The 21,178-nt window shown below is 67.6% G+C and carries 18 protein-coding genes; 9 read left to right on the top strand and 9 right to left on the bottom strand.

Annotated features, from left to right (window positions below):
- The first annotated feature begins 3 nt into the window (after positions 1-3).
- Positions 4-1,002 carry a quinone oxidoreductase family protein gene (locus SGCZBJ_RS17960; protein WP_158278109.1) on the top strand — a complete coding sequence of 333 codons (999 nt, stop codon included), beginning with the start codon at positions 4-6 and terminating at the stop codon, positions 1,000-1,002.
- 24 nt (positions 1,003-1,026) lie between these two features.
- Here the strand turns inward: SGCZBJ_RS17960 and SGCZBJ_RS17955 are convergent, their stop codons facing one another.
- The 6 genes from SGCZBJ_RS17955 to SGCZBJ_RS17930 all read right to left on the bottom strand — a co-directional run bounded on the left by SGCZBJ_RS17955 (position 1,027) and on the right by SGCZBJ_RS17930 (position 8,884).
- Positions 1,027-1,908 (bottom strand): LysR family transcriptional regulator, encoded by an 882-nt coding sequence (locus SGCZBJ_RS17955; RefSeq protein ID WP_101719332.1) that lies wholly within the window; start codon positions 1,906-1,908, stop codon positions 1,027-1,029.
- 62 nt (positions 1,909-1,970) lie between these two features.
- The gene (locus SGCZBJ_RS17950) at positions 1,971-3,500 is read right to left on the bottom strand and encodes an MFS transporter (RefSeq protein ID WP_101719331.1); all 1,530 of its coding nucleotides are present in this window, start codon (positions 3,498-3,500) and stop codon (positions 1,971-1,973) included.
- On the bottom strand, positions 3,497-4,690 hold the full coding sequence (locus SGCZBJ_RS17945) for an HlyD/EmrA/EmrK family protein (protein WP_101719330.1): 1,194 nt from the start codon (positions 4,688-4,690) through the stop codon (positions 3,497-3,499). Before SGCZBJ_RS17945 ends, SGCZBJ_RS17950 begins: the two co-directional genes overlap by 4 nt.
- A gap of 28 nt (positions 4,691-4,718) precedes the next feature.
- The gene (locus SGCZBJ_RS17940) at positions 4,719-6,161 is read right to left on the bottom strand and encodes an efflux transporter outer membrane subunit (RefSeq protein ID WP_101719329.1); all 1,443 of its coding nucleotides are present in this window, start codon (positions 6,159-6,161) and stop codon (positions 4,719-4,721) included.
- 122 nt (positions 6,162-6,283) lie between these two features.
- Entirely contained in the window at positions 6,284-7,735 is a 1,452-nt protein-coding gene (locus SGCZBJ_RS17935; RefSeq protein ID WP_101719328.1) for an aldehyde dehydrogenase, read from the bottom strand.
- Positions 7,736-7,765: 30 nt separating this feature from the next.
- Positions 7,766-8,884 (bottom strand): NAD(P)-dependent alcohol dehydrogenase, encoded by a 1,119-nt coding sequence (locus SGCZBJ_RS17930; protein ID WP_205685418.1) that lies wholly within the window; start codon positions 8,882-8,884, stop codon positions 7,766-7,768.
- A gap of 200 nt (positions 8,885-9,084) precedes the next feature.
- Between SGCZBJ_RS17930 and SGCZBJ_RS17925 the strand changes: the two genes are divergently transcribed.
- A complete protein-coding gene (locus SGCZBJ_RS17925; protein ID WP_101719326.1) occupies positions 9,085-10,008 on the top strand; it encodes a LysR family transcriptional regulator in 924 nt (307 codons plus the stop codon).
- A gap of 12 nt (positions 10,009-10,020) precedes the next feature.
- Here SGCZBJ_RS17925 and SGCZBJ_RS17920 read toward each other — a convergent pair whose 3' ends face one another.
- Positions 10,021-10,929: a LysR family transcriptional regulator gene (locus tag SGCZBJ_RS17920; RefSeq protein ID WP_101719361.1), complete on the bottom strand. Its 909-nt coding sequence runs from the start codon at positions 10,927-10,929 to the stop codon at positions 10,021-10,023.
- A gap of 64 nt (positions 10,930-10,993) precedes the next feature.
- On the opposite strand from SGCZBJ_RS17920, the gene SGCZBJ_RS17915 reads away from it, so the two are divergent.
- From SGCZBJ_RS17915 to SGCZBJ_RS17900, 4 genes are all read left to right on the top strand, one after another.
- Positions 10,994-11,737 carry an SDR family NAD(P)-dependent oxidoreductase gene (locus tag SGCZBJ_RS17915; protein WP_205685417.1) on the top strand — a complete coding sequence of 248 codons (744 nt, stop codon included), beginning with the start codon at positions 10,994-10,996 and terminating at the stop codon, positions 11,735-11,737.
- 43 nt (positions 11,738-11,780) lie between these two features.
- Complete coding sequence (locus SGCZBJ_RS17910; protein ID WP_101719324.1) at positions 11,781-11,969, top strand: tautomerase family protein; 189 nt, start codon at positions 11,781-11,783, stop codon at positions 11,967-11,969.
- A 173-nt stretch (positions 11,970-12,142) separates the two neighbouring features.
- Positions 12,143-12,751 (top strand): YceI family protein, encoded by a 609-nt coding sequence (locus SGCZBJ_RS17905; RefSeq protein WP_101719323.1) that lies wholly within the window; start codon positions 12,143-12,145, stop codon positions 12,749-12,751.
- A complete protein-coding gene (locus SGCZBJ_RS17900) occupies positions 12,751-13,332 on the top strand; it encodes an NADPH-dependent FMN reductase (protein ID WP_101719322.1) in 582 nt (193 codons plus the stop codon). The genes SGCZBJ_RS17905 and SGCZBJ_RS17900 overlap by 1 nt, the downstream gene beginning before the upstream one ends.
- Positions 13,333-13,389: 57 nt before the next feature.
- Here the strand turns inward: SGCZBJ_RS17900 and SGCZBJ_RS17895 are convergent, their stop codons facing one another.
- Complete coding sequence (locus SGCZBJ_RS17895; RefSeq protein ID WP_101719321.1) at positions 13,390-13,989, bottom strand: alpha-ketoglutarate-dependent dioxygenase AlkB; 600 nt, start codon at positions 13,987-13,989, stop codon at positions 13,390-13,392.
- A 349-nt stretch (positions 13,990-14,338) separates the two neighbouring features.
- Here SGCZBJ_RS17895 and SGCZBJ_RS17890 point away from each other — a divergent pair, with 349 nt between their 5' ends.
- Together SGCZBJ_RS17890 and SGCZBJ_RS26210 are read left to right on the top strand one after the other, a co-directional pair.
- Positions 14,339-15,520: an FAD-dependent oxidoreductase gene (locus SGCZBJ_RS17890; protein WP_338065462.1), complete on the top strand. Its 1,182-nt coding sequence runs from the start codon at positions 14,339-14,341 to the stop codon at positions 15,518-15,520.
- A 37-nt stretch (positions 15,521-15,557) separates the two neighbouring features.
- Positions 15,558-17,618, top strand: coding sequence for a VOC family protein (locus SGCZBJ_RS26210; RefSeq protein WP_240621558.1), 2,061 nt, complete (start codon positions 15,558-15,560; stop codon positions 17,616-17,618).
- Between the two features lie 15 nt (positions 17,619-17,633).
- Here the strand turns inward: SGCZBJ_RS26210 and SGCZBJ_RS17875 are convergent, their stop codons facing one another.
- Complete coding sequence (locus SGCZBJ_RS17875; protein ID WP_101719319.1) at positions 17,634-17,906, bottom strand: hypothetical protein; 273 nt, start codon at positions 17,904-17,906, stop codon at positions 17,634-17,636.
- A gap of 1,709 nt (positions 17,907-19,615) precedes the next feature.
- Between SGCZBJ_RS17875 and SGCZBJ_RS17870 the strand changes: the two genes are divergently transcribed.
- Entirely contained in the window at positions 19,616-21,166 is a 1,551-nt protein-coding gene (locus SGCZBJ_RS17870; RefSeq protein WP_165799363.1) for a ShlB/FhaC/HecB family hemolysin secretion/activation protein, read from the top strand.
- Positions 21,167-21,178 lie beyond the last annotated feature (12 nt).

Genomic DNA, 21,178 nt, shown 5'->3' with positions numbered 1-21,178 from the left:
GTCATGGCCCAACCGCAAGTCGCCCACGCCATCGTCATGGACCGGTATGGCGGCCCTGAGGTCCTCACCTGGCGGGCAGGCGGACTGGCGCCTTTAACGCCGGGACTGGTCCGGATCCGCACGCGCCTGGCGGCTGTCAATCATACCGACCTGAAGATCCGGGCGGGGATCTGGCCGATCCGGTCGGCCAAGCCTTTTCCCTACACGCCCGGTGTCGAGCTCGTCGGTGACATCGTCGAGCTTGCCGATGGCGTCATGGATCTGGAGATCGGCCAGACGGTGATCACCATGATGCAGGGGCTTGGCGGCGTGCGCGCCGAACACCCGGGGGCCTACGCCGAGTTCGTCTCGGTTTCGGCCAGCGCCGTATGCCCCTTGCCGCCGGATCTGGATCTGGCGAGCGTGGCGGCGTTGGGCCTGGCCGGGGTCACCGCCTTTGAAGGTCTGGGCCGCCTGGGCCCGCTGACGGGCAGGCGTCTTCTGGTGACCGGAGCGGCGGGGGGCGTCGGCTCGGCGGCGGTCGCGATCGGCAAGGTGCTCGGCGCAGAAGTCCATGGTCTGGTCACGCGCCAGAACCAGGTCGACCGCGTGCTCGCGCAGGGAGCCCGGCGCGCCATCGTCGTCGACCGAGGCGGCCCGGCTATGCTGGGCGTCAAGCAATATGACGGGATTTTCGACACGGTCGGGGGGGCGGGCTTCGCCCCTTGCGTCCAGGCCTTGGTCGATGGCGGGACGCTCTGCCTCGTCGGCGCGGTCGGCGGCGGCGACGTCGCCTTCGATGCGTGGGACCTCATCAGGCCGGTGGTCTTGACCGGCTATTCCACCGAAACGCTAGACGGGGTCGCGCTCGCACGCGCGGTGGCGGCGCTCTGCGCCGGGCTCCAGGCCGGCGTGTTGTCGCCGCCGCCCTATGAGATCCTGCCGCTCCGCCAGGCCCAGACCGCCCACCGACGGCTCGAGGCGGGCGGGCAGGTGGGGCGGATCCTCCTGTCGGCGGAGTAAGCGCGCGGGCGGCCAGCGCGTGGGTCAGCCGAACCGCTCGACGGCGAAGGTGATGAAGCTCCTAAGCTTGGGCGTCACGCGACGGTCCGGCGCATAGAGCAGGTGCAGGGGGCGAGGGGGCGCCTTGTAGTCCTCGAGCAGTCGCACGAGCCGCCCCTGCGCGATCGGCGCACGCACGACCTCCGCCGGCTGAAGCAGCACGCCCAGCCCGGCCAGGGCGGCGCACAGCAGCGGCTCGCCATGATCGACCATAAGGCGTCCCGACACGGGAACGACCACGCGGCCTTCAGGTCCCTCGAAGGTCCAGTGCGACCGCAACTCGGTATGAGAAAAGCCGAGACATTCGTGTTCCTGCAGATCGAGCGGCGAGGTCAGCGGCGCTCGTCCGTCCAGATAGGCGGGCGCGGCGCAGAGCACCAACTCGTAGGGGGCCAGGGCGCGGGCCATCAACTGGCTATCGGACAGAACGCCGATCCGAAACACCGCGTCGTAGCCCTCGTCGACGAGATCGACAGCGCGGTTGCTGAGCGTCAGCTCCACCGCGACCTGAGGATGGGCCTTCATGTAGTCGGGGAGGGCCGGCGCCAAGGTGTTCATGCCAAAGCTCACGGGGGCGTTGATCCGCAGGCGTCCGGTCGGGGCCGCCTGGGTCTCTGCCGCCAGTCCCTCGGCGGCTTCCACCTCGGCCAGGATGATCTTGGCGCGATCGTAGAAGGTTCGGCCAAAGTCGGTCAGGCTCTGGCGCCGCGTCGTGCGTAACAGCAGCTGAACCCCTAGATGCTGCTCGAGCCTTTGCACGTGCTTGCCCACGAGCTGGGGCGACATCAGCAATGCGTCCGCCGCGGCGCTGAACGAGCCCAACTCCACCGTGCGGACGAACACGGCCATGGCCTGCAAACGGTCCATTCCCTACCAAACGGCTTGATTGACGGGCGCGCCGAGCCAGCGCGCGATCGGGTGCGCGGACGCTATTCCATCACGCGCTGCAGCGCCATCACCGCCGCGCCGACCAGGCCAACAACGGCGATCACCACGAAGTAGTCGAGACAGGCCAGCAGGCTGGCCTGCTGGGCCAGCTGCTGGGCCAGCTGTCCCAGCGCCGCGGCGCTGGCCTGACCGGGGGCCATGTGGGCGTCCAGCGCGTTTGCGAGGTTCTGCGCCGCCGGGGCGAAGGCGGGATCGCCCGCGGTGAACCGGTTGTTGAGGACCGCGTAATGGGCCGTAGTGCGCCACTGAAGGAGAATTGTGGCGACCGCGACGCCCACCGACGTGCCGATCTGGCCGACCATGTTCTTCAGCTGCTGGGCGCTGGTCATGGTCGCCTCATGCTGCTGGAAGTCGCGGAAGGTCTGATTGGCCGTGGTGGCCATCAGCAACATGATGAAGGCGCCGTTGAGCAACAGCGCCGGCAAGACTTGGCGCCAAAGATCCGCCCCGCCCGTCAGGCCCGACAGCCGCAGTCCAAAGGCGCCCAAGGCCAGAAAGCCGGCCACGAAATACTTCTTCGGCTTTGGCCAGCGGGGGAGCGTCTTGGCCATGACCAACCAGGTCAGCAGGGCGGCCGACAAGCCCAGCGTCTGGAAACCGCCCACCGTCTGCCAAGCAAAGCCCAACGTCTTCTGCATGAAGACGGGCAGCATGTAGGTGTTGGCTCCCAGGGCGACATAGGCGACGAAATAGATCCCCAGCCCGACGCCGTAGCGCTTCTGGGCCAAAGGCTTGAGCGCCAGCAGCGGCCGGGCGTGACCGCGCATCAGCCAGAACGGATGCCAGAGCAGCAGCGCCGCCGCGCCCAGCCCCAGCAGCAGGAGCGAAAGATTGCTGTAGAAGTCGTACTGGGCGCGCTGCAGGACGAAGAGCAGCAAGAAGCTGCCCGCGCCGAACGAAAGCGCCAGAAAGGGATGGGACTGGCTACGCTCGTGGGGCGCGGCCGGCTCCGAGGGCAGGGCGAAGCTGGCCACCATGGCGGTCGCCAGCGCCAGGCTGGCCAGGATAACGAAGATCGCGTTCCAGGCGTCCCCGGCCACGGCCAGGGCCGCCAGACCTGGGGCCAGGGCGATGCCGCCTCCCAGGCCCGAGGCGAAGAACTTGATGCCCCCGAACCGCTGGGGCCCCGGCGCGAAGTGCTGCACCATGACCCGGCCGGAGGTCATGAACGCGGCCCCGCCCAGGCCCATTACGCAACGGCCCAGGAAAAACTCTCCAAAGCCCCGGCTCAGCGCGCAGACCATGGCGCCGATCGCGAAGATGGTCAGCGAAAGCTGGACGTAGCGGCGCCAGCCCAGGCGCTCGACCAGCCAGCGCTGCTTGGCGATGGTCAGGACCGCCAAGGCGGCGTAGCCGGCCGTCGCGACGCTGAACTCCTCCGGGGAGGCGCCGATCTCGCCCATGATCGGGCCGGCGGCGAAGGCCACCATGCCCGACTGCAGAAACTCCAGAGCGGTCAGCAGCAGGATCGTCAGCCGCCGGGCGCCGGGGTGTGGCGCGGCGCGGCTCATGAGCGTGGGGCCGACGCAGGCGTGAGGTTGCGGGCGATGATCCGGCGCACCTGCGCCTGGGCCCCGGCGTCCTCATCGTCGAAGATCGCGGTCGCATAAGCCTGGGCCTGGCGGGACCGCGCCTGGGTGATGCTGACGCCGCGATGGCCGCGTGTGTCGATCTCCACGCGCATCGACAGGCCGATGCGCAAGGGGTTGTCGCGCAGCTGGCCGGGATCCAGCGCGATGCGGACCGGAACGCGCTGAACGGTCTTGATCCAGTTACCCGTGGCGTTCTGCGCTGGGAGGAGGGCAAAGGCGCTGCCGGTGCCCGCGTCCAGGCCGACGACCCGTCCGGAGTATCGCAGCTTGCCGCCATAGATATCGGCGCTCAGCTGCACGGGTTGGCCGACGCGCAGATTGGCCAGTTGGGATTCCTTGAGGTTGGCGGTCACCCAAAGTTGGTCGAGGGGCACGATCGACATCAAGGCCGCGCCCGGCGTAACCCGCTGGCCGACCTGCACGGCGCGCTTAGTGACCATGCCTGAAACCGGCGCCTTCAGCTGGGCGCGATGGACGGCGATATAGGCTTCGCGCACCTGGGCGGCTGCGACCGCAACGTCCGGATGGGCCTCTATGGCCATGCCGTCGATCAGCGCCTGGCTGCCGGCATATTGTTGCTGGGCGGCGACCAGGGCCGCCTGGGCCGCGCGCAGGCTTTCCTCGGCATGCCGGATCTCCTCCATCGAGATCGCGCCGGTCTTGCCCAGCGGCGCGCGTCGCTCGTAGTCGGCTTGGGCGCGCGACAGGTCGGCGCGGCGCTGGTCGATCGTCGCCTGCATCTGGGCGGCCGCGGCGAACTGGCCGCGAACCTGTCGCACGGCGCGGCCCAGTTGCGCCTCGGCGCGATCCTGCGACAGCTGCGCGTCAAGGACGTTCAGGCGCACCAGCGACTGGCCGGCCATGACCCGGTCGGTGTTGTCGGCGGCGATCGCCACCACCGTGCCGGTGGTCTGCGGCGTCACCTGGACGACATTGCCCTCGACATAGGCGTCCTCGGTGACTTGCAGGTCGCGGCCCCACAAGAGCTCGCGGCCGCCGAAATAGAGACCGGCGCAGAGCAGAACGAGGCCCAGGGCGGTGCTGGCGCGATGGCGGGCGAAAAAGCCAGGTGCGGCGGGCGAGCCGGCGGGAGGCTGTGTCTGGGTCATGGATTTCAAGGCTTGAGGAATGAGGAGATCAGCTGTCGAGCACGCCGCCGCCCAGGGCGCGGGCGAGGTTGGCGTCCAGCTGCAAGGCGCGAACCTGCAGGTCGATAAGCTGCTTACGCTGGGCGAAGACCTGGCTCTGGGCGATGAGCACCTGCAGGTAGGGGGTCAGGCCGCTGCGGTAGCGTTGTACAGCCAGGTCATAGGCCGCCTCGGCCGTCTCGACCGCATCGACCTGCTCGGCCCTCTGCTGATCGAACCACTGCTGGGCGGTGATCTGGTCGACGACGTCGCGCATCGCCTCGACGAGGGTCTGGTTGTACTGCTCGACGGCCAGGTCGTGCTCGGCGTTGCGCGCGCCCAGATTGGCGCGCAAACGACCGCCGTCGAAGATCGGCAGGGTCAGGGCCGGCCCGATGCCGGCGATGGCGCTGCCGCCCTGGACCCAGTGATCCAGCCCCAGGCTCTGGGAGCCGACATAGGCGTTGAGGCTGATGTTGGGGTAGAACTGCGCCTTGGCGGCCTTGATGTCCTTGGCCGAGGCCTCAACCCGCCAGCGCTGCGCCACGACGTCGGGGCGTCGGCCCAGGAGTTCGGCAGGCAGGTCGGCGGGCAGGGCGAGGGTCTGGCTCAGCGACAGGCTCGGGCGCTGCACGGCGCGGCCGCGGTCTGGGCCCTTTCCGGTCAGCGCCGCCAGCTGAGAGCGCGCCAGGTCGACCGCCTCGCGCTGGGTCAGGACCTGTTGGCGCGCCGGGGGCAGGGCGGCCTGGGCCTGCTTGAGGTCGACGGTCGAATCCAGCCCTGCGGCCACGCGCTGGCGGACCAGTTCGAGCGTGTCCTCGCGCTGCTTGACCACGCTCTCGGCCAGATCCAGCTGATCATGGGCCTGGGCCAGGCGGAAATAGACCTGGGTGGTCGAATAGGCTAGCATCAGCCGCGCGGCCTGGCTGTCGATCTGGCTGGCGTGAAGGCGATCGAGCGACGCCTCGATGAGGCTCTTGTTCTTGCCCCAGAAGTCCAGATCGTAGCTGGTCGCCAGGGTCGCGTCGTTGAACCAGTCCCAGGACCCGGCGAGCGGGTGGGGCGTGGTGCTGTGGCCGCTGAACCGTTGCTGCGTGGCCTTTGCGTTGAGATTGGCCTGCAGGTTTTGCGCAGCCCGCGCCGCGCCGCTCAGCGCCAAGGCCTGGTCAATGCGGGCCTGGGCCGCCCCGAGGCTGGGGTTGTCTGCCAGGACCTCGGCGACCAGGGCGTCCAGTTGAGGGTCGCCATAGCGCTTCCACCAGTCGCTTGCCGGCCAGGCGGCGGGCGACAAGGTCACCCCCTCCAGGGTCCTGGATGCGGCCAGACGGGATGGGTCGGTCAGGCGCGCCTGGCTGGGCGCGACGCCGCCCATCCCCGCGCAACCAACGAGCGGCAGGGTCGAGACCAGCAGGGCGGCGAGCGCGGCGCGCGCGGTGCGGCGGGTAGGGCGCATGGGACTTTCTACGGGTGCGTCCCCCGGATCGCGGACCTGGGGGCTTGGGCGAAAAGTGAAGAGGAGTGGACGGCGCGCATCCCTTTGGGGGGATGGGGAGGATGCGCGCCGCCCAGGCCAGCCTAGAACGGGTAGGGCTGGCTGGCCTGTTCGATGGTGACCCACTTCAGTTCGGTGAACTGGTCGATCACCGCGCGGCCGTCGAAGCGGCCATAGCCGGACTGCTTCATGCCGCCATAGGGAGCCTGCGGCTCGTTCTGGACCGTCGCGCCATTGATGTGCACGCAGCCGGCCTCGATGCGCGAGGCCACGTCCAGGGCGCGGGTGACGTCGCGCCCGAACACCGCCGAGGACAGGCCATAAGGGGTGTCGTTAGCCACCCGCACGGCCTCTTCGACGCCGTCGACCCGCACGATGGTGGTGATCGGGCCGAAGGTCTCCTCGTCATAGATCTCCATGCCGGGGGTCACATGGTCGACGATGGTGGCGGGCATGATCGCGCCATCGGCCTTGCCGCCGGCGGCCAGGACCGCGCCCTTGGCCAGGGCGTCGTCGATCAGGCCGTTGATCCGGCCGCCCGAGGCCTTGGAAATCACCGGGCCGATGACGCAGGCTGCGCCATTGGCCGGATCGCCGACCGGCAGGGCCGCGGCGCGCTGAGCGAATTTCCCCACGAAGGCGTCGGCCACCTTGCTGTCGACCACGAAGCGCTCGGTCGACATGCAAATCTGGCCTTGATAGAGGAACGAGCCGAAAATGGCGGCGTTGACCGCCCCGTCCAGGTCCGCATCGTCCAGCACCACGAACGGCGCCTTGCCGCCCAGCTCCAGCAGGCAGGGCTTGAGCTGGGTGGCGGCCTTCTGCGCGATGATCCGGCCGACCCGCGTCGAGCCGGTGAAGTTGATCCGGCGCACGGCCGGATGGGCGATCAGGGCGTCGATGACGTCGGCGGCGTCTTCAGGAGCGTTGGTCAGGAAGTTCAGCACCCCAGCCGGCAAGCCCGCCTCGTAAAGCGCCTCGGCGATCAGGGCGTGGGTCATGGGGCTGCTTTCGGACGCCTTGAACACCACGCTGTTGCCGCAGGCGATCGGATAGGCGATCGCCCGGGCGGCCAGCAGCACCGGCCCGTTCCACGGTACGATCGACAACACAACGCCGGCCGATTGGCGCAGCGTCATCGACAGGGTCCCGGGCTTGTCGGTCGGGATGGTCTCGCCCTGAATCTGGGTGGTCAGGCCGGCGGCCTCGCGAAACAGGGCCGCCGAACCCATCACATTGAACATGGCCCAGGCCTCGGCCGCGCCGATCTCTAGCGCCATGGCCGACTTGAACGCCTCGAGCTTGGTCTCCAGGATGTCGGCGGCCTTGAGCAGGATCGCTCGGCGTTGCGTCGGACCGGTGCGCGACCAGGTCTTGAAGGCCGCGGCGGCGGAATCGGCCGCATCCTGAGCGTCCGCCACCGTGGCGGCCGCGGCGGTGGTGACGAGCTCGCCGCTCACCGGGCCGCGGCGCTCGAAGGTCTTGCCCGAGGCGCTCGGACGCCGGGTATTGTCGATCGTCAGTTCAGTTTCCATGACAGAGGTCCTTGGTGAGACAGCGGGCGATCAGGCGGGCATCCGCAGGATCGGCTTGATGGTCACGCCGGCTTCGGAGTCGGCGATGGCCTGGTTGATCTGGTCGAAGGGGTAGAACCGCACGAGCTTGTCGAAGGGAAAGCGCCCCTGGCGATGGAACTCGATCAGCATCGGGATGAAGATCTTGGAGACGACGTCGCCCTGGACGATGCCGACGATCCGCCGGCCGGGGATCATCAGGTCGTTGATGTTTATGGGGGTTTCCGTCCCCTCGGGCGTGGCGCCGACGATCCCGCATTGGCCCAGGACCGCCAGGGCGTCGATGGCCTGGCGCAGGACCGGGGCGCGGCCGCTACATTCCAGGGTGTAGTCCGCGCCGCCGCCTGTGATCTCGCGGATCGCCGCCACCGGGTCGGTCTCACGGCTGTTGACGACGTGCGTCGCGCCCAATTTCTTGGCGAGATCCAGGCGGCTGGGCGTGACGTCCACGGCGATGATCTTGGTGGCGCCGGCGATCTTGGCGGCCATGATCGCCGCCAGCCCCACCGCGCCCGTGCCGAACGCGGCGAAACTGGAGCCCGGCTTGACGCCCAGCGCCTGCAGAACCGCGCCCGAGCCGGTTTGAATGCCGCAGCCGAGCGGACCCAGCAGCTCCAGTGGCGCGTCCTTGTCGACCTTGACGATGTTCTTCTCGTTGGCCAGCGCCAGGGTCGAGAACGACGACTGGCCGAAGAAGTGGTCGTGGACGGGCTGGCCCTGCGCGTCGGTGGTGGCGTGCGAGCCGTCCAGGCGACCGCCGCCGAAGTTCAGCGCCCCCATGTTCTCGCAGTGGGCCGGGTGGCCGCTCTCGCAGGTGTGGCAATGGCCGCACCACATGTAGGTCATCACCACATGGTCGCCCGGGACGACCTCGGTGACGGCCTCGCCGACCGCCTCGACGATGCCCGCGCCCTCGTGGCCCAGCACCATCGGTAGGGGTGTTTTGAACAGCTGGTCGCGCACGACCATGTCGGTATGGCACACGCCGCTGGCCACCACCCGCACCAGCACCTCGTCGGGCCGGGGCGCTTCGATGTGGCCGTCTTCGAGCACCAGAGGCGCGCGCGGTTCGCGCACCACGGCGGCCTTGATCGGATAGTGCTTTGACATTGTGATTTCCTGGGTCCGCTGCATTTCACGGCTCTCCTTGGGAGAGCCTTGCCGCCTTTCGCGGCCGGTCTCGTCGGGCGAGGATCGCCTCACGAGCGGCGGCTTAGACCCTCGCGGTCGCGCTTGGGAAACACTGTTTTGATCGCTTCTTTCATGCCGTTTTGGTATGGTTGCGAGGCCTCACCAGGACCGCCTCGCTCATGGATCTCAAGCGTCTTCGTTATTTCGTGGCGGTCGCGGACGCGGGCGGGTTCACCCGGGCCGCGCAGATCCTCCACATGTCCCAGCCGCCGCTGAGCCGGCGCATCCACGAGTTGGAAGAGGAACTGCAAGTACGACTGCTGGACCGGGATGCTCGTCCCCTGGCCCTGACCGAGGCGGGGAAATTTCTGCTCGATGCGGCCCGCCCGATCCTGCGCCGGGTCGAGCAGCTGGAGCGTTCAATGCGCGAATTCACCCAGGTTGAGCGGCCCATCTTGAGGGTGGCCGCCTCGCCCTCGGCCGCGCCACTGGCCTTGCCGACGATCCTGCGGCGATTTCGCGCGGCGCTTCCTCTGGCCAATGTGTCCTTGCTGGAATTGACGAGCCCCGAGCAGATCAAGGCCCTGAAGGCTGGCCTCGTCGATGTCGCCTTTGGACGGGTGCGGATCGACGATCCGCTCATCCATCGCGTGGTGCTCGACGACGAGCCGTTGGTCGCGGCCGTCCCCCTTGACCACCCCTTGGCCGTCCAGTCGGCGCTGGCGCTCGAGGACCTCATGGACGGCACGATGGTGCTCTTTCCCAATGACGCCCGACCAAGCTTTGGCGACAGTCTGCTCTCGCTGCTACACGACCGGGGCCTGGCGCCCCGAGAGGTGATCGAAGTGCGCGATCTGCATACCGCCATGACCCTGGTGGCGGCCGGCGAGGCCTTCACCCTGGCCCCCGAGGCGGCACGGCATTTCAGTCATCCTGAGATCGCTTTTCGCGACCTGAGCGAACCGCTGTCGACGCCCTTGATTCTTGCCAGCCGCAGGGGCGACCAGAACCCGGCGCTGCAGGTCTTCATATCGGTCGCCGAAGCGGCCCTGCGTCAGGCGCGGGCCGCTTCGGACGCGACGCCCGGCGCGCGGGCCCCTTAAGGCAATAGAGCTCTAATCCAAGCGTCCGGCGGCGGCGTATTTGACGAGCTGGTCCACGACATAGCGCACGCGCGGGCTCAGGTGGGCCTGCTTGGGCCATAGGGCGTTCACGGCGACCGGGACGGTGGAATAGTCCGCAAGCACCGCCACTAAAGATCCGTCCTCCAGATGGCGACGCACCAGGGAGGCGGGGGCCTGGCATAGCCCAAAGCCCGCCACGGCGGCCTGGACCATGGCGTCCCCATCGCTCAACTGGTGGGTGGCCGGCGGAGAGATCCGGCGTTCCTGTCCGTCCTCGGCGACGACCCAGGACAGGGGCGGTCCATGCCGTGAGCCGACGACACCCCTGTGATCGCGAAGGTCGTTGAGGCCCTTCGGAACGCCGTGCTGGTAAAGATAGGACGGCGCGGCGCAAATGATCCGGGCCTGATCGACCAGATGTCTCGCCACCAGGTGGCTGCTGTCGCGCAGCGGGCCAAAGCGGATGAGCAATTCGACATCCTCCTGGAAGGGGTCGGTCAAGGCGTCGGTGAAGCTCAGGGTCAGGGAGAGCCCCGGGTGGGGCCGGCTGATCTCCAGCAGGATGGGAAGGAGCACCTGCCGCCCGAACGCCACAGGCATGTCGACGCGCAGCCGCCCGCTGATCACCCGGTTCGCCGACGTCAAAGCCGCCTCCGCAGCGGCGATGTCGTCAAGGGCGCCCGAGCAGGCGGCGAAGTAGGCCTCGCCGTCCGGCGTCAGGCGTATGCGCCGCGTGGTGCGAAAAAACAGCTTCAGACCGAGCCGTTCTTCCAATCTCGCGATGGCCTTGCCGACCGCGGACTTGGTGATGGCCAAGCGCTCGGCCGCCTGGGTGAAGCTTCCCGCGCGGGCGGCGGCCACAAAGACGGTGACGCCTGAAAGGCTGTCGGGGTCGGCCATCATGCCCTCCTAATTGGAGACAAAATATCGCCTCAGAGTGTCCGATGTCCATCTTAGTGGAAAAATGGACGACAGTTATAAGGGCTTCGCAGTCTCTAGGAGCATCCTGATGAATGAAGCCTCCCAGCTCACCATCCTGGTGGCCGGCGCCTCGCGCGGCCTTGGACTAGGCTTGGTCGCCGAATACCTGTCGCGAGGCTGGCGGGTGATCGCCACCGAACGTCATGCGGGCGCGTCCGCCGGACTGGCCGACCTCGTCAGCAAGGCCGGCGCGGCGCTCCGCGTCGAGGCGCTGGACATCGCCGACAGCGCCTCCATATCCGACCTCAAGGCGCGGCTTGGAGGGCTCGAGATCGATGTCCTCTATGTCAACGCCGGGGTGAGCGACGCGCCAAACCAGAAGGTCGGCGAGATTTCCGACGCGGAATTTGCGCATGTGTTCGGCGTCAACGTCCTTGGGCCGATGCGCCTCATCGAAACCCTCTCGCCCATCGTGACGTCGCATGGCGTGATCGCGGTGATGAGCTCGGCCTTGGGAAGCCTCACCCTCGACCCGCCCGCCGGCTACGAAGTCTACGCCGCCAGCAAAGCCGCACTCAATCGTCTCATGCGGGCCTATGCCCTGAGGGCGGGGGATCGGACCCTGCTGGCGCTGATGCCAGGCTGGGTTCGCACCGACATGGGCGGCGAGGACGCGCCCATCGACATCTCCACCAGCGCCAAGGGCCTGGCGGACGTCGTAGCCTCGCGTTCGGGGCGTCCGGGGCTGACCTTCGTCGATTACCAGAACGCCGATCTACCCTGGTAGGGGGCGCGCCTACCCACCCCTCGTTTCAAAAGGAGCTTTTGCTATGCCCGTTGTTCGCGTGACCTGGTTCGAAGGCAAGGACCACGATCAGAAGGCCAAGGTGGCCGCCGACATCACCGAAACCATCGCCAAGACCACCAACACCGACCCCAACTACATCTACGTCGTGTTCGAAGACGTCAAGCCCAGCGACTGGGCGGGCGCTGGCAAGCTGTTTGGCGAGGCAGGCTAGGGCGGGGCGGCCGGTCAGGCGCTCGGCTCGCCGAACCTTTGACCGGCCGCCGCGTTTTCGCAGACCCGCTCTGCATTTTTGGCCACTGGGCTTGCGCCGGCTTGGGCGCGACCATGCCGCTCTCCTGGCAAGGCCGGTTTGCCGCGCCGGCCCTCACACGGAAATAGCCCGTCATGAAAATCCTCATTGCCTCGACCGCCCTGGCCCTGACCCTCGCGACCGGCGCCATCGCCGCGGGCGGGCTCAACACCAACCCCTCGGCGGTGACGCCGGGCGCCTATGTCGTCGAGCCGAGCCACACGCGCGTGCAGTTCGCCGTCTCCCACATCGGCTTCACCCAATTCTTCGGCGACTTCACCGGCGCGGCCGGGTCGCTGACGCTGGATCCCAAGACCCTCGCCGCCAGCAAGGTCGACATCACCCTGCCGGTTTCCTCGGTCTCGACCACCAACAAAAAGCTGGACGAGGAGCTCAAGAGCGCTGACTGGCTGGACGCGGGGGCCTATCCCACCATCCGCTTCGTCTCGACCAAGATCGTGCGCACCGCCCCCGACAAGGCCACGATCACGGGCGACCTGACGCTGCACGGCGTGACCAAGCCCGTCACCCTTCAGGCCAAATTCAATGGCTCGGGCGTCAATCCGCTCGACAAGGCCTACACCGTCGGCTTCGACGCCACGGCCACGTTCAAGCGTTCCGAGTTCGGCGTGAAGACCTATCTTCCGATGATCGGCGACGAGACCTCGGTGCGGATCAGCGCCGCCTTCGAGAAGGCCAAGTGATGAACGCGCAGGACGCCGGCAAGCCGCTGCGCCTCGTCGTCCTTCTCGGCAGCCTGCGGCAGGGGTCGTTCAATGCGGCCCTGGCCCGGGCGCTGCCGGACCTGGCGCCCGAAAGCGTGACGATCACCGCCCTTGGTTCGATCGGGGACTTTCCCCACTACGACGCCGACCTCCAAGCCGCGGGCTTTGCGCCCGCGGTCGTGGCGATGGGCGAGGCGATCGCCGCCGCCGACGGTGTCATCATCGTCACCCCCGAGTACAACTACTCGGTCCCGGGCGTGCTGAAGAACGCCCTGGATTGGCTGTCGCGCATGTCGCCCCAGCCTTTCGTGGGCAAGCCGGTCGCCATCCAGACGGCCTCGCCGGGTGGGCTTGGCGGTGTCCGGGCTCAATACCACCTCCGCCAGATCCTGGTGTTCCTGGACGCTATTGTCCTCAACAAGCCCGAGGTGATGGTTGCGGGCGTGGCCAGCAAGGTCGGCGGCGAGCCGTCCCTGCTCGAGGATCAGGCCGCCCGGGCGTTCGTGGCTGGACAGCTTTCGGCGTTCGCCGATTTCATCCGCCGCTTCCGGGACGCCTGACGGATTGATCGCAGGCGGGAGGCTTCAAGCCGCGCTTGAGGCCTCCTGCTTCCGCGCTCAAGCGCGCCGGCGAAAGGTCCGGAAAGTTATCGAATAGCGCAGGGCCGAAACCGCAGGGATGGAATGCTCCCACATCTCCCGAGCCGGGCCCGATAGGATGTAGAGCGAGCGTGGCGCGGGCCTGAGGGCGGCGCGTGTCCACACCTGGCCGGCCTTGAGGCGAAAGCGCAGGGCGCAGCTAGCGAGCAGAGAGACGCCGGCGATGAGCTCAAACTGCGGCCGGTCGCGGTGCCAACCGATGCCCGCACCGGGCGCGTATTCGGTGATCATCGCCTGTTCGAACCGCTCGGGCGCAAGCCCAACGGCGGCGGCGACCTTGTCGCGCAGTGGCGTCAAGAACGCGGGGATGGGCGGCGCCGCCTCCAGCGCCTGCCGGGTGAAATGGTAGTCAAAGCCAAACGCGACCACGCGGCGCGCTCCCTCGTAGCCGTGAAACTGGAATGGCGCGAAGGGGAGGGCGGCCATCGCCGTCACCAGCCTGTGCTCCTCGTCCGCGTCGAGCACGTCGGGATGGTAGGACAGTCCCTGGGGCAGGAGATCGGCCGGCGCCGACGCGGCTGCGTCCTCCAAATCAAAAAGGCTGGGCTGGAAACTCATCGTCCGTAACGGGCCAAATGGGGGGGGAAGCCGCACGCGGCGCGGCTGCTGTGTAGCAGATATTCCGTCGCGAGGATCTGGTCGTGTCTTGAGTTCAAGGCTCGGGAAGCGACGCCGCTGACCCTTCACGCCCTCCAGCGAACGACCGCGTGGCCTTGGCCAGGATCAAGACCTTGCCTGTCTCCCCGACGCGACGCGGTAAATCCGCGCCAAGCATGATGGCTTGGCCGCCAGTCGATCTGGCCCCGTTCTCTGCGGTCTCCCGCCAATCGCAGGCTGCCGGACCGCCCTTCTTGCGATCTGCATTTCTGATACTGATTGATCCAAACAATCTATTTTTCGAATAGAAATGGGCGCCCCTACGATGCCTGCAACGCCGCCGACACAGGTCGAGCGCGCGATGTGGGGGGTAGCGGTGCAGCCAGGCAAGGTGCTCATCATCGGTGGCGGAATCGCCGGCCTGACTTCGGCGATCGCCTTGGGAAAGCGCGGCTTTGACGTCGAGGTCATCGAGAAAGACCCCGACTGGACCGTCTATGGCGTCGGCATCATCCAGCAGTCCAACGTCGTGCACGCCGTGGCCGAGTTGGGCATTCTCGACGACTATCTCGACGCCGGCTTCGGCTACGACCACGTCGAGGTCTACCTTCCCGACGGCCGCATGGTCGCCAAGATCCCCAGCCCCAAGCTGGCCGACGGCTATCCGGCCAATGTCGGCATCGGCCGGCCGGCCCTGCACAAGGTGCTGGGCGACCGGGCCAAGGCGGCCGGCGCGGCGATCCGCCTGGGCGTGACGGCGGAAAGTCTCGACGACGACGGGGAGGGCGTGAACGCGACCTTCTCCGACGGTTCGAGCGGCCGCTACGACCTCGTCATTGGCGCCGACGGCCTCTATTCGACCACCCGCAAGGCGCTGTTCCCCGACGCGCCGTCGCCCGAGCCCACCGGCCAGTCGGTGTGGCGCTACAATTTCGACCGCCCCGACGATGTCGTCAGCCTGCAGGCCTATGAAGGCCCGACCGGCGTGGGGTTGGTGCCGCTGTCGGAGCGGCGGATGTACATGTACGTCACCACGCCCGAGCCGGCCGGCAAGCGCTTCGAGCGCGAGGGGCTGGCGGCGGCGATGCGCGAACGCCTGGCGAAGGCCCCGCCCCGGATCGCGGCCCTGGCCGGCGACATCACCGACGACGCCGAGGTGGTCTACAAGCCGCTGGAATGGCTGTTCGTCGAGGGCGACTGGAGCAAGGGCCGGGTCGTGCTGATCGGCGACGCCGTCCACGCCACCACCCCGCACCTGGGCCAAGGCGCCGGCATGGCCATCGAGGACTCGCTGGTGCTGGCCGAGGAGCTGGCCGCCGCCGAGACGCCCCAGGCCGCCTTCGCCGCCTTCGAGGCCCGCCGCAAGGACCGCTGCCGCTACATCGTCGAGCGGTCGCGGGCGATCTGCGAGGCCCAGCTGAGCAAGGGGCCGCCGGCCGACACCGCCACCGAGTCCCGCAAGATGTTCGAGGTCACCGCGCAGCCGATCTGAGGATCGCGCCGTCGCCGTCTTTCAAGGAGAACCGCCCATGGCCCGCGTCAGCGACGTGCGCTTCATCGCCTACGCCGTCCCCGACCTGGAGCACGAACGGCGCTTCTATGTCGACACCTGGGGGCTGATCGAGGTCGCCAGTGAAGAGGGACTCGTCCACCTCGCCGCGCCGGGCTCGCCGGAGAAGTTCGTGGTGCGCCTGCGCCAGGCCGAGGTCCGCTCGGTCGAGCTGATGGGCTGGGCCGCCGAAAGCCGCGCCGAAGTCGACGCCCTGCACGCCCATCTGGTCGCGTTCGGCGCCAAGGTCATCTCCGCGCCGGCCGAACTGACGGGCCTGGGCGGCGGCTATGGTTTCCGGGTCTTCGATCTCGACGGTCACGCCCTGGAGATCTCGGCCGATGTGGAGCAGGGGCCCTCGCGACCGCTGACCCGCAACGAAGCCGTGCCGGCCAAGATCAGCCACATCGTGCTGCATACCCCCAAGGTGGCCGCCGCCGTCGACTGGTACGAGCAGGCGCTGAGCTTCCAGGTCTCCGACTGGCTCGGCGACTTCATGTGCTTCCTGCGCTGCAACAGCTGGCACCATCGCCTGGCCTTCGTGCCCGGCCCGCCGGCCCTGAACCACGTGGCCTACGACGTGCCCAGCGTGGATGCGATGATGCGCGGCGTGGCCAAGCTGCGCACCGCCGAGCACGACGTCGTCTGGGGCCCCGGCCGCCACACCGCCGGCGACAACACCTTCTCCTACTTATCACGCCCGGGCAGTTCGTGGTCGAATACACCTCCGAGCTGGTCGAGGTGGACGAGGCCTGGACGGCCACCGTCCACAAGCCCTCGCTCGAGGTCATGGACCAGTGGGGTTACGGCGTGGGCGGTCCCAAGGGCATGCCGGCCCCGATCCCCGACGCCCTGCTGTGGCGCGCGCCCGCTTTCTGAGGACCTGTCATGTTCGAGTACTTCAAGAACTACGTCTGGAACCTGTCGGTCGACATCGCCATCGAGAGCGGCGCTCAGATCGGCGAGATCGACGAGATGTGCCGGCCGATGCGCGACGCGGTCGATCGCGGCGACGACGCGGGCACCGGCGAATTCCTCAAGCACTGGGTGGCCATGGCCGACGGACCTAGCGGCCGAGGACGAGGCCCAGGGCCGCAACTTCAGCGCCGGGACCAAGCTGCAGCGCGCCAGCCTCTATTACGTGACCGCCGAGCGCATGCAGGGCCACGGCCATCCGGGCCGCCAGGAGACCTACGCCAAGGCCCGCGCCGCCTTTGATCGCGCCATGGCCCTGGGCCGCGAGAACGCCGAGCGCGTCGAGATCCCCTACGAGGGCGGCGTGATCGCCGGCGTCTTCGTCAAGGCGGCGGGGGAGGGTCCTTCGCCGGTGGTGATCTACGTCAACGGCCTCGATAGCAACAAGGAGCTGCTCTATTGGAGCGGCCTGCCGACGGCTCTGCTGCGGCGCGGTGTCTCGACCCTGTGCATCGACCAGCCGGGCTCTGGCGAGGCCCTGCGCCTGCACGGCCTGCCCGCCACCCACGAGAGCGAGAAGTGGGCCTCCAAGGTCGTCGACTATCTGGAGACCCGTCCAGAGGTAGATCCCGAGCGTATCGGCATGACCGGCATCTCGCTGGGCGGCTACTACACGCCGCGCGCCGTGGCCATGGAGCCGCGCCTGGCCCTGGGCGTGGTCTGGGGCGCCAATCACGACTGGGCGCAGGTCCAGCAGAAGCGCCTGGCCCGCGAGGGCGAGAACCCCGTGCCGCACTACTGGGCGCACGTCCAGTGGGTGTTCGGCGCCAAGGACATGGACGACTTCCTGGAGAAGTCGAAGGGCATGACTCTGGACGGCGTGGTCGAAAAGATCGCCGTGCCGTTCCTGGTCACCCACGGCGAGCGCGATCGCCAGATCGGCGTCGAATACGCCCACGCCACCTATGACCAGCTGACGGGCAGCCCCAAGCGCGAGCTGAAGATCTTCACCGACCGCGAGGGCGGGGTCGAGCACGTCGGCGTGCCGGCCGGCCTCTTGGGCCTTTCCCGGTATGGCTTTGAGGTCGGCGATCAGGCTGCTCTCATCGGCCTTTGCCCGCTTTAGCCTAGGACCGATGAATCAACAGAGGATGCCCACCGTCGCCAGCGACAGGAGACCCCTGTCCGGTAGACTGTAGACGTTACTGTAGACGAAGAGCGGGAACGCGATCGCGACAGCCCGCATGATGTCCTTTGGCTCGAACGAAATTTCGCTCAAGCGCGCGAGGCCCGAACCGATGACGATGGGCTTGCTCAGCCAAGCAAGCCGGCTGCGCTCGACAAGGACGTAGAGCACAACGGCCACGATGACGGGCGCGCCAAGCAGGACAGCGTACTCTGGAAGGAAGCTCATCAGTTCGACCTTGGTGCGGCGAGGACACGCCCAAGCGACCTCGTCTCGTGGGTGTGGACTAGCTCAACCATTGGCCGAGTCTTGGCTCGCGGTCACGGTAGGGGTTTCACTTCGGACCGCCTTAACGCGCCAGGCCTCCTCAGAATCTCAATGGCAAGGGCTCAGGGCGCCGTCCTCGGCGCGCTTGGGATCGGCTTCCGCTCTAAGATCGTCGGAGGGGCGGCCTTGCCGGGGCGCGCACGGCGACGGGGGAGGCGATCGTGCTCTGGTCAGGCGTCGGGGCGAATGACCTAGCTCGCCTGAACACGCCGTGCACGCACCGCTTCGTCCAGCCGCTGTAGGGGCTCAAGATCGAAAACCAGTGTCGCTGCCGGGGCGTTCAACGACCAGCTATCGGTCAGACTGACCGGCGGCGGGGTCTTGGCGGCAGAGACGCACTGACGCCAAACGTGACGGAGTTACTCGACGAGTTCCTTGGTCTCCGTAGGACTAGCCGCTCAAGCGTCACGACATCGAGGTCGATAGCTTGGCTGTTGAGCAACGCCAAGCGAAGCCCCAGGCTCAGGCGGAGCGTGACGTCATCTTGGCTCATGCTCGGCTCCCCTGAGCGCGGATCTATACATTCTGGAACCTGGTTTGAGCCGGCGAAGTCATTGAGCTCGTTGAGGTGCAGTCCAAGGCATCAGCGCATAGGCGCTGTACGGGCGTCGAACATGACATTATCGTATCAGGCAGATCACCTTTTCGGACGAGGCCCGCGTTTACTGCCTTTATCGCTCCGGGGGGTCCTCTGGAGTAGAATAGCGTACTCGTAGTTATCAGTTTCGTCCGACAAGGGGCGCCAGCCTACGCCAGATTACAACGTGCTACGCCAGTCCCGTCGAGCCTGCGATCCCCCCCCCCAGAGAGGTTTGGTGCGGCTTAGAGCGGCGCGCAATTTAAGCTTAGGTGCGACGAGGTGCGTCCCCTGGGGCTGTGCGCTCGCGCGTTAAGGTGCGCCCATTGCAATTTCCATGGTTCGTCTAGTTGCATGGGGTGATCGCGCCCACTCGTACCGGGTCAGGTTGATTGCGCGGAATTCTGGCCAGGCGAACGATCCGCGGCGTTGGCATGTCAGGCCATCTCGATCGATCTGGTTCAACGGTCCTAATCGCAAGTGTGACTTCTTCGCCTTAGTCCGGGGGCGACTTCAAAGAGCGGTCGAGCCGGCAAAGCATCTCGGCGAGTGTTTCTAATAAATCAGCGTTCGACCGCGATCTTGATCTTCGGCGGAGAGGTGACGACCGCCCCGCCGGGCGCCGCTCGGGTAGGGTTGCGCCGGTGGTTTGTGTGGCGATCGTTCAGCTTCTCAATTTGGGAAGTTTCGTTGATGGCGCCTGATGATCTGAGAGGCGTTCGACTTCTGTAAATGGCTCGAAATCTGTGTGTGATCATTTGCACAAATGAATCTTTGTGCCCGGTTGCTGCAAAATTTTGAAATCAGTTAACTGGTTTTCAATGTGGAAAACCTAGCACGCCTCCCGTGTACTAGTGGGGCGTATCGTATGAGTTTTGCAGTATCGCGGGGCGCGACGCGCGCCCTGGTCGTCGCGACGAGCTCCGTTGCGGCTTTGATCTGGTCCTCGGCAAGTTTCGCGCAGACCGCGCCAAGCCGGACCCTTCCTCAATCCATCGCTCCGACCGTTCAGGAGGCCCAGGGCGAGATCGCCTTGCCGGCCACGCGCCTGACGGCGGCTCCGGCCGGGGCCGAGGCGCTGTCGGTACGGGTCGAGCGCGTGGTTGTCGAAGGCGTTGCGCCTGACCGCGCCGAAGCGGTCGCCGCGCTGACCCGGGCCGTCGAAGGCCGCACCGTCACCGTCGCCGCCCTCTACGAGGTCGCCGCCAAGATCGAGGCGCTGTACGCCCAGGACGGCCGCATCCTGACCCGCGCCACCCTGCCGCCGCAGTCGCTCAAGGACGGCGCGACCTTACGCATCGTCGTGGTCGAGGGCTTCATCGAGAGCATCGACGACAGCCGCGTTCCGGCCAAGGTGCGCGGGCCGATCCGCGACCGGCTGGTCAAGCTGATCAACCGGCCGGGCCTGAGCCTGCCGCAGATCGAGCGCCAGGTGCTGCTGGCCGCGCGCGTTCCCGGCGTCAACCTGCGCACGACCCTGGTTCCCGGCGAACTCGTCGGCGGGGCGCGGCTGGTGCTGCAGGTCGAGCATGACGCCGTCGCCGGCGGCCTTGGGGCCGACAACACCCTGTCGAGCGCCTATGACGACTGGAACCTCGAGGCGCGGCTGACGGCCAACTCGGTGTTCGGCGCGGGCGAGCAGATTTATGCGTTCGGCGCCTCGGCCACCGACCTGGCCCTGACGGGCGGGCATCCCCATCGCCGCATCGTCGGCGTCGGCCTGATCGCGCCTCTGGGCTTCGACGGGGCGACGGCCCAACTCGAGTACCTGCACGCCGACACCAATCCGATCACGCCGCGCGGCGTGCTGCCGGTGCAGGGCCAATTCGACCGCATCGTGGCCAAGCTGTCCTATCCGCTGATCCTTGGCCGGCGCGAGATGCTGTCGGTGTCGGGCGGGTTCGAGTGGACCAACGAAAGCCAGGCCGCCCGCGGCTTCGGCGTCGACCTGAGCAAGGACGCCCTGCGCAGCTTTACCCTGGGCCTTGAAGGCGGCAAGGCGATCGGCGCGGCTGCCACGGTCTCGTCGCGCATCGACTTCAACCAGGGCATTTCGGGCTTTGGCGCGCGCTCCCCGGCCGACGCGCGGATTTCGGGCACGCCGCTGTCGCGTCAGGGCTCCAAGCCCGATTTCACCAAGCTTTCGGCCACCGCCAGCATCGACCGGTCCCTGGGCGGTCCGTTCTCCGCGCGGCTGGTGCTGCGCGGCCAGACCGGCTTCGGCGGCGCTCTGCCCAGCGCCATGCAGTTCTCGCTGGACGGCGGTGAAGGCGTCTCCGGCTTCGACGCCGGCTCGATCAATGTTGACAGCGGCCTGACCGGTCGCGCCGAACTGGCCGCCCTCGCGCCCATCGGCGGCAAGGTCACGGTTCGTCCCTACCTGTTCGCCGCGGCCGGCCGGGGCTGGCTGGAAAAACCGACCGTGGTCGAGAAGCCGCGGCCCGACGGCTGGTCGGTGGGCGGCGGCGCCCGCACGACGCTGGCCGAGCGCGTCAATCTGAGCGCCGAGCTGGCGCACGCCAACAGCAACCTGTTCGCCAAAAACCAGACGCGCCTCACGGCCAGCGTCAACGTCGCGTTCTGAGGGGGAGCCTGA

The organism is Caulobacter zeae (genome assembly GCF_002858925.1).
In the GTDB taxonomy this organism is placed as follows: Bacteria; Pseudomonadota; Alphaproteobacteria; order Caulobacterales; family Caulobacteraceae; genus Caulobacter; species Caulobacter zeae.
The sequence above is the reverse complement of the archived record's forward strand: the minus strand, read 5'-3'. Positions and strand labels throughout refer to the sequence as shown.

Bases quoted from the DNA above. Each gene is read 5' to 3' on its own strand.
- SGCZBJ_RS17940 (WP_101719329.1), bottom strand. From the start codon at position 6,161: ATGCGCCCTACCCGCCGCACCGCGCGCGCCGCGCTCGCCGCCCTGCTG.
- SGCZBJ_RS17950 (WP_101719331.1), bottom strand. From the start codon at position 3,500: ATGAGCCGCGCCGCGCCACACCCCGGCGCCCGGCGGCTGACGATCCTG.
- SGCZBJ_RS17875 (WP_101719319.1), bottom strand. From the start codon at position 17,906: ATGAGCTTCCTTCCAGAGTACGCTGTCCTGCTTGGCGCGCCCGTCATC.
- SGCZBJ_RS17910 (WP_101719324.1), top strand. From the start codon at position 11,781: ATGCCCGTTGTTCGCGTGACCTGGTTCGAAGGCAAGGACCACGATCAG.
- SGCZBJ_RS17945 (WP_101719330.1), bottom strand. From the start codon at position 4,690: ATGACCCAGACACAGCCTCCCGCCGGCTCGCCCGCCGCACCTGGCTTT.
- SGCZBJ_RS17920 (WP_101719361.1), bottom strand. From the start codon at position 10,929: ATGGCCGACCCCGACAGCCTTTCAGGCGTCACCGTCTTTGTGGCCGCC.
- SGCZBJ_RS17960 (WP_158278109.1), top strand. From the start codon at position 4: ATGGCCCAACCGCAAGTCGCCCACGCCATCGTCATGGACCGGTATGGC.
- SGCZBJ_RS17915 (WP_205685417.1), top strand. From the start codon at position 10,994: ATGGACGACAGTTATAAGGGCTTCGCAGTCTCTAGGAGCATCCTGATG.
- SGCZBJ_RS17955 (WP_101719332.1), bottom strand. From the start codon at position 1,908: ATGGACCGTTTGCAGGCCATGGCCGTGTTCGTCCGCACGGTGGAGTTG.
- SGCZBJ_RS17925 (WP_101719326.1), top strand. From the start codon at position 9,085: ATGGATCTCAAGCGTCTTCGTTATTTCGTGGCGGTCGCGGACGCGGGC.
- SGCZBJ_RS17890 (WP_338065462.1), top strand. From the start codon at position 14,339: ATGGGCGCCCCTACGATGCCTGCAACGCCGCCGACACAGGTCGAGCGC.
- SGCZBJ_RS17900 (WP_101719322.1), top strand. From the start codon at position 12,751: ATGAACGCGCAGGACGCCGGCAAGCCGCTGCGCCTCGTCGTCCTTCTC.
- SGCZBJ_RS17930 (WP_205685418.1), bottom strand. From the start codon at position 8,884: ATGTCAAAGCACTATCCGATCAAGGCCGCCGTGGTGCGCGAACCGCGC.
- SGCZBJ_RS17895 (WP_101719321.1), bottom strand. From the start codon at position 13,989: ATGAGTTTCCAGCCCAGCCTTTTTGATTTGGAGGACGCAGCCGCGTCG.
- SGCZBJ_RS17935 (WP_101719328.1), bottom strand. From the start codon at position 7,735: ATGGAAACTGAACTGACGATCGACAATACCCGGCGTCCGAGCGCCTCG.
- SGCZBJ_RS26210 (WP_240621558.1), top strand. From the start codon at position 15,558: ATGGCCCGCGTCAGCGACGTGCGCTTCATCGCCTACGCCGTCCCCGAC.
- SGCZBJ_RS17905 (WP_101719323.1), top strand. From the start codon at position 12,143: ATGAAAATCCTCATTGCCTCGACCGCCCTGGCCCTGACCCTCGCGACC.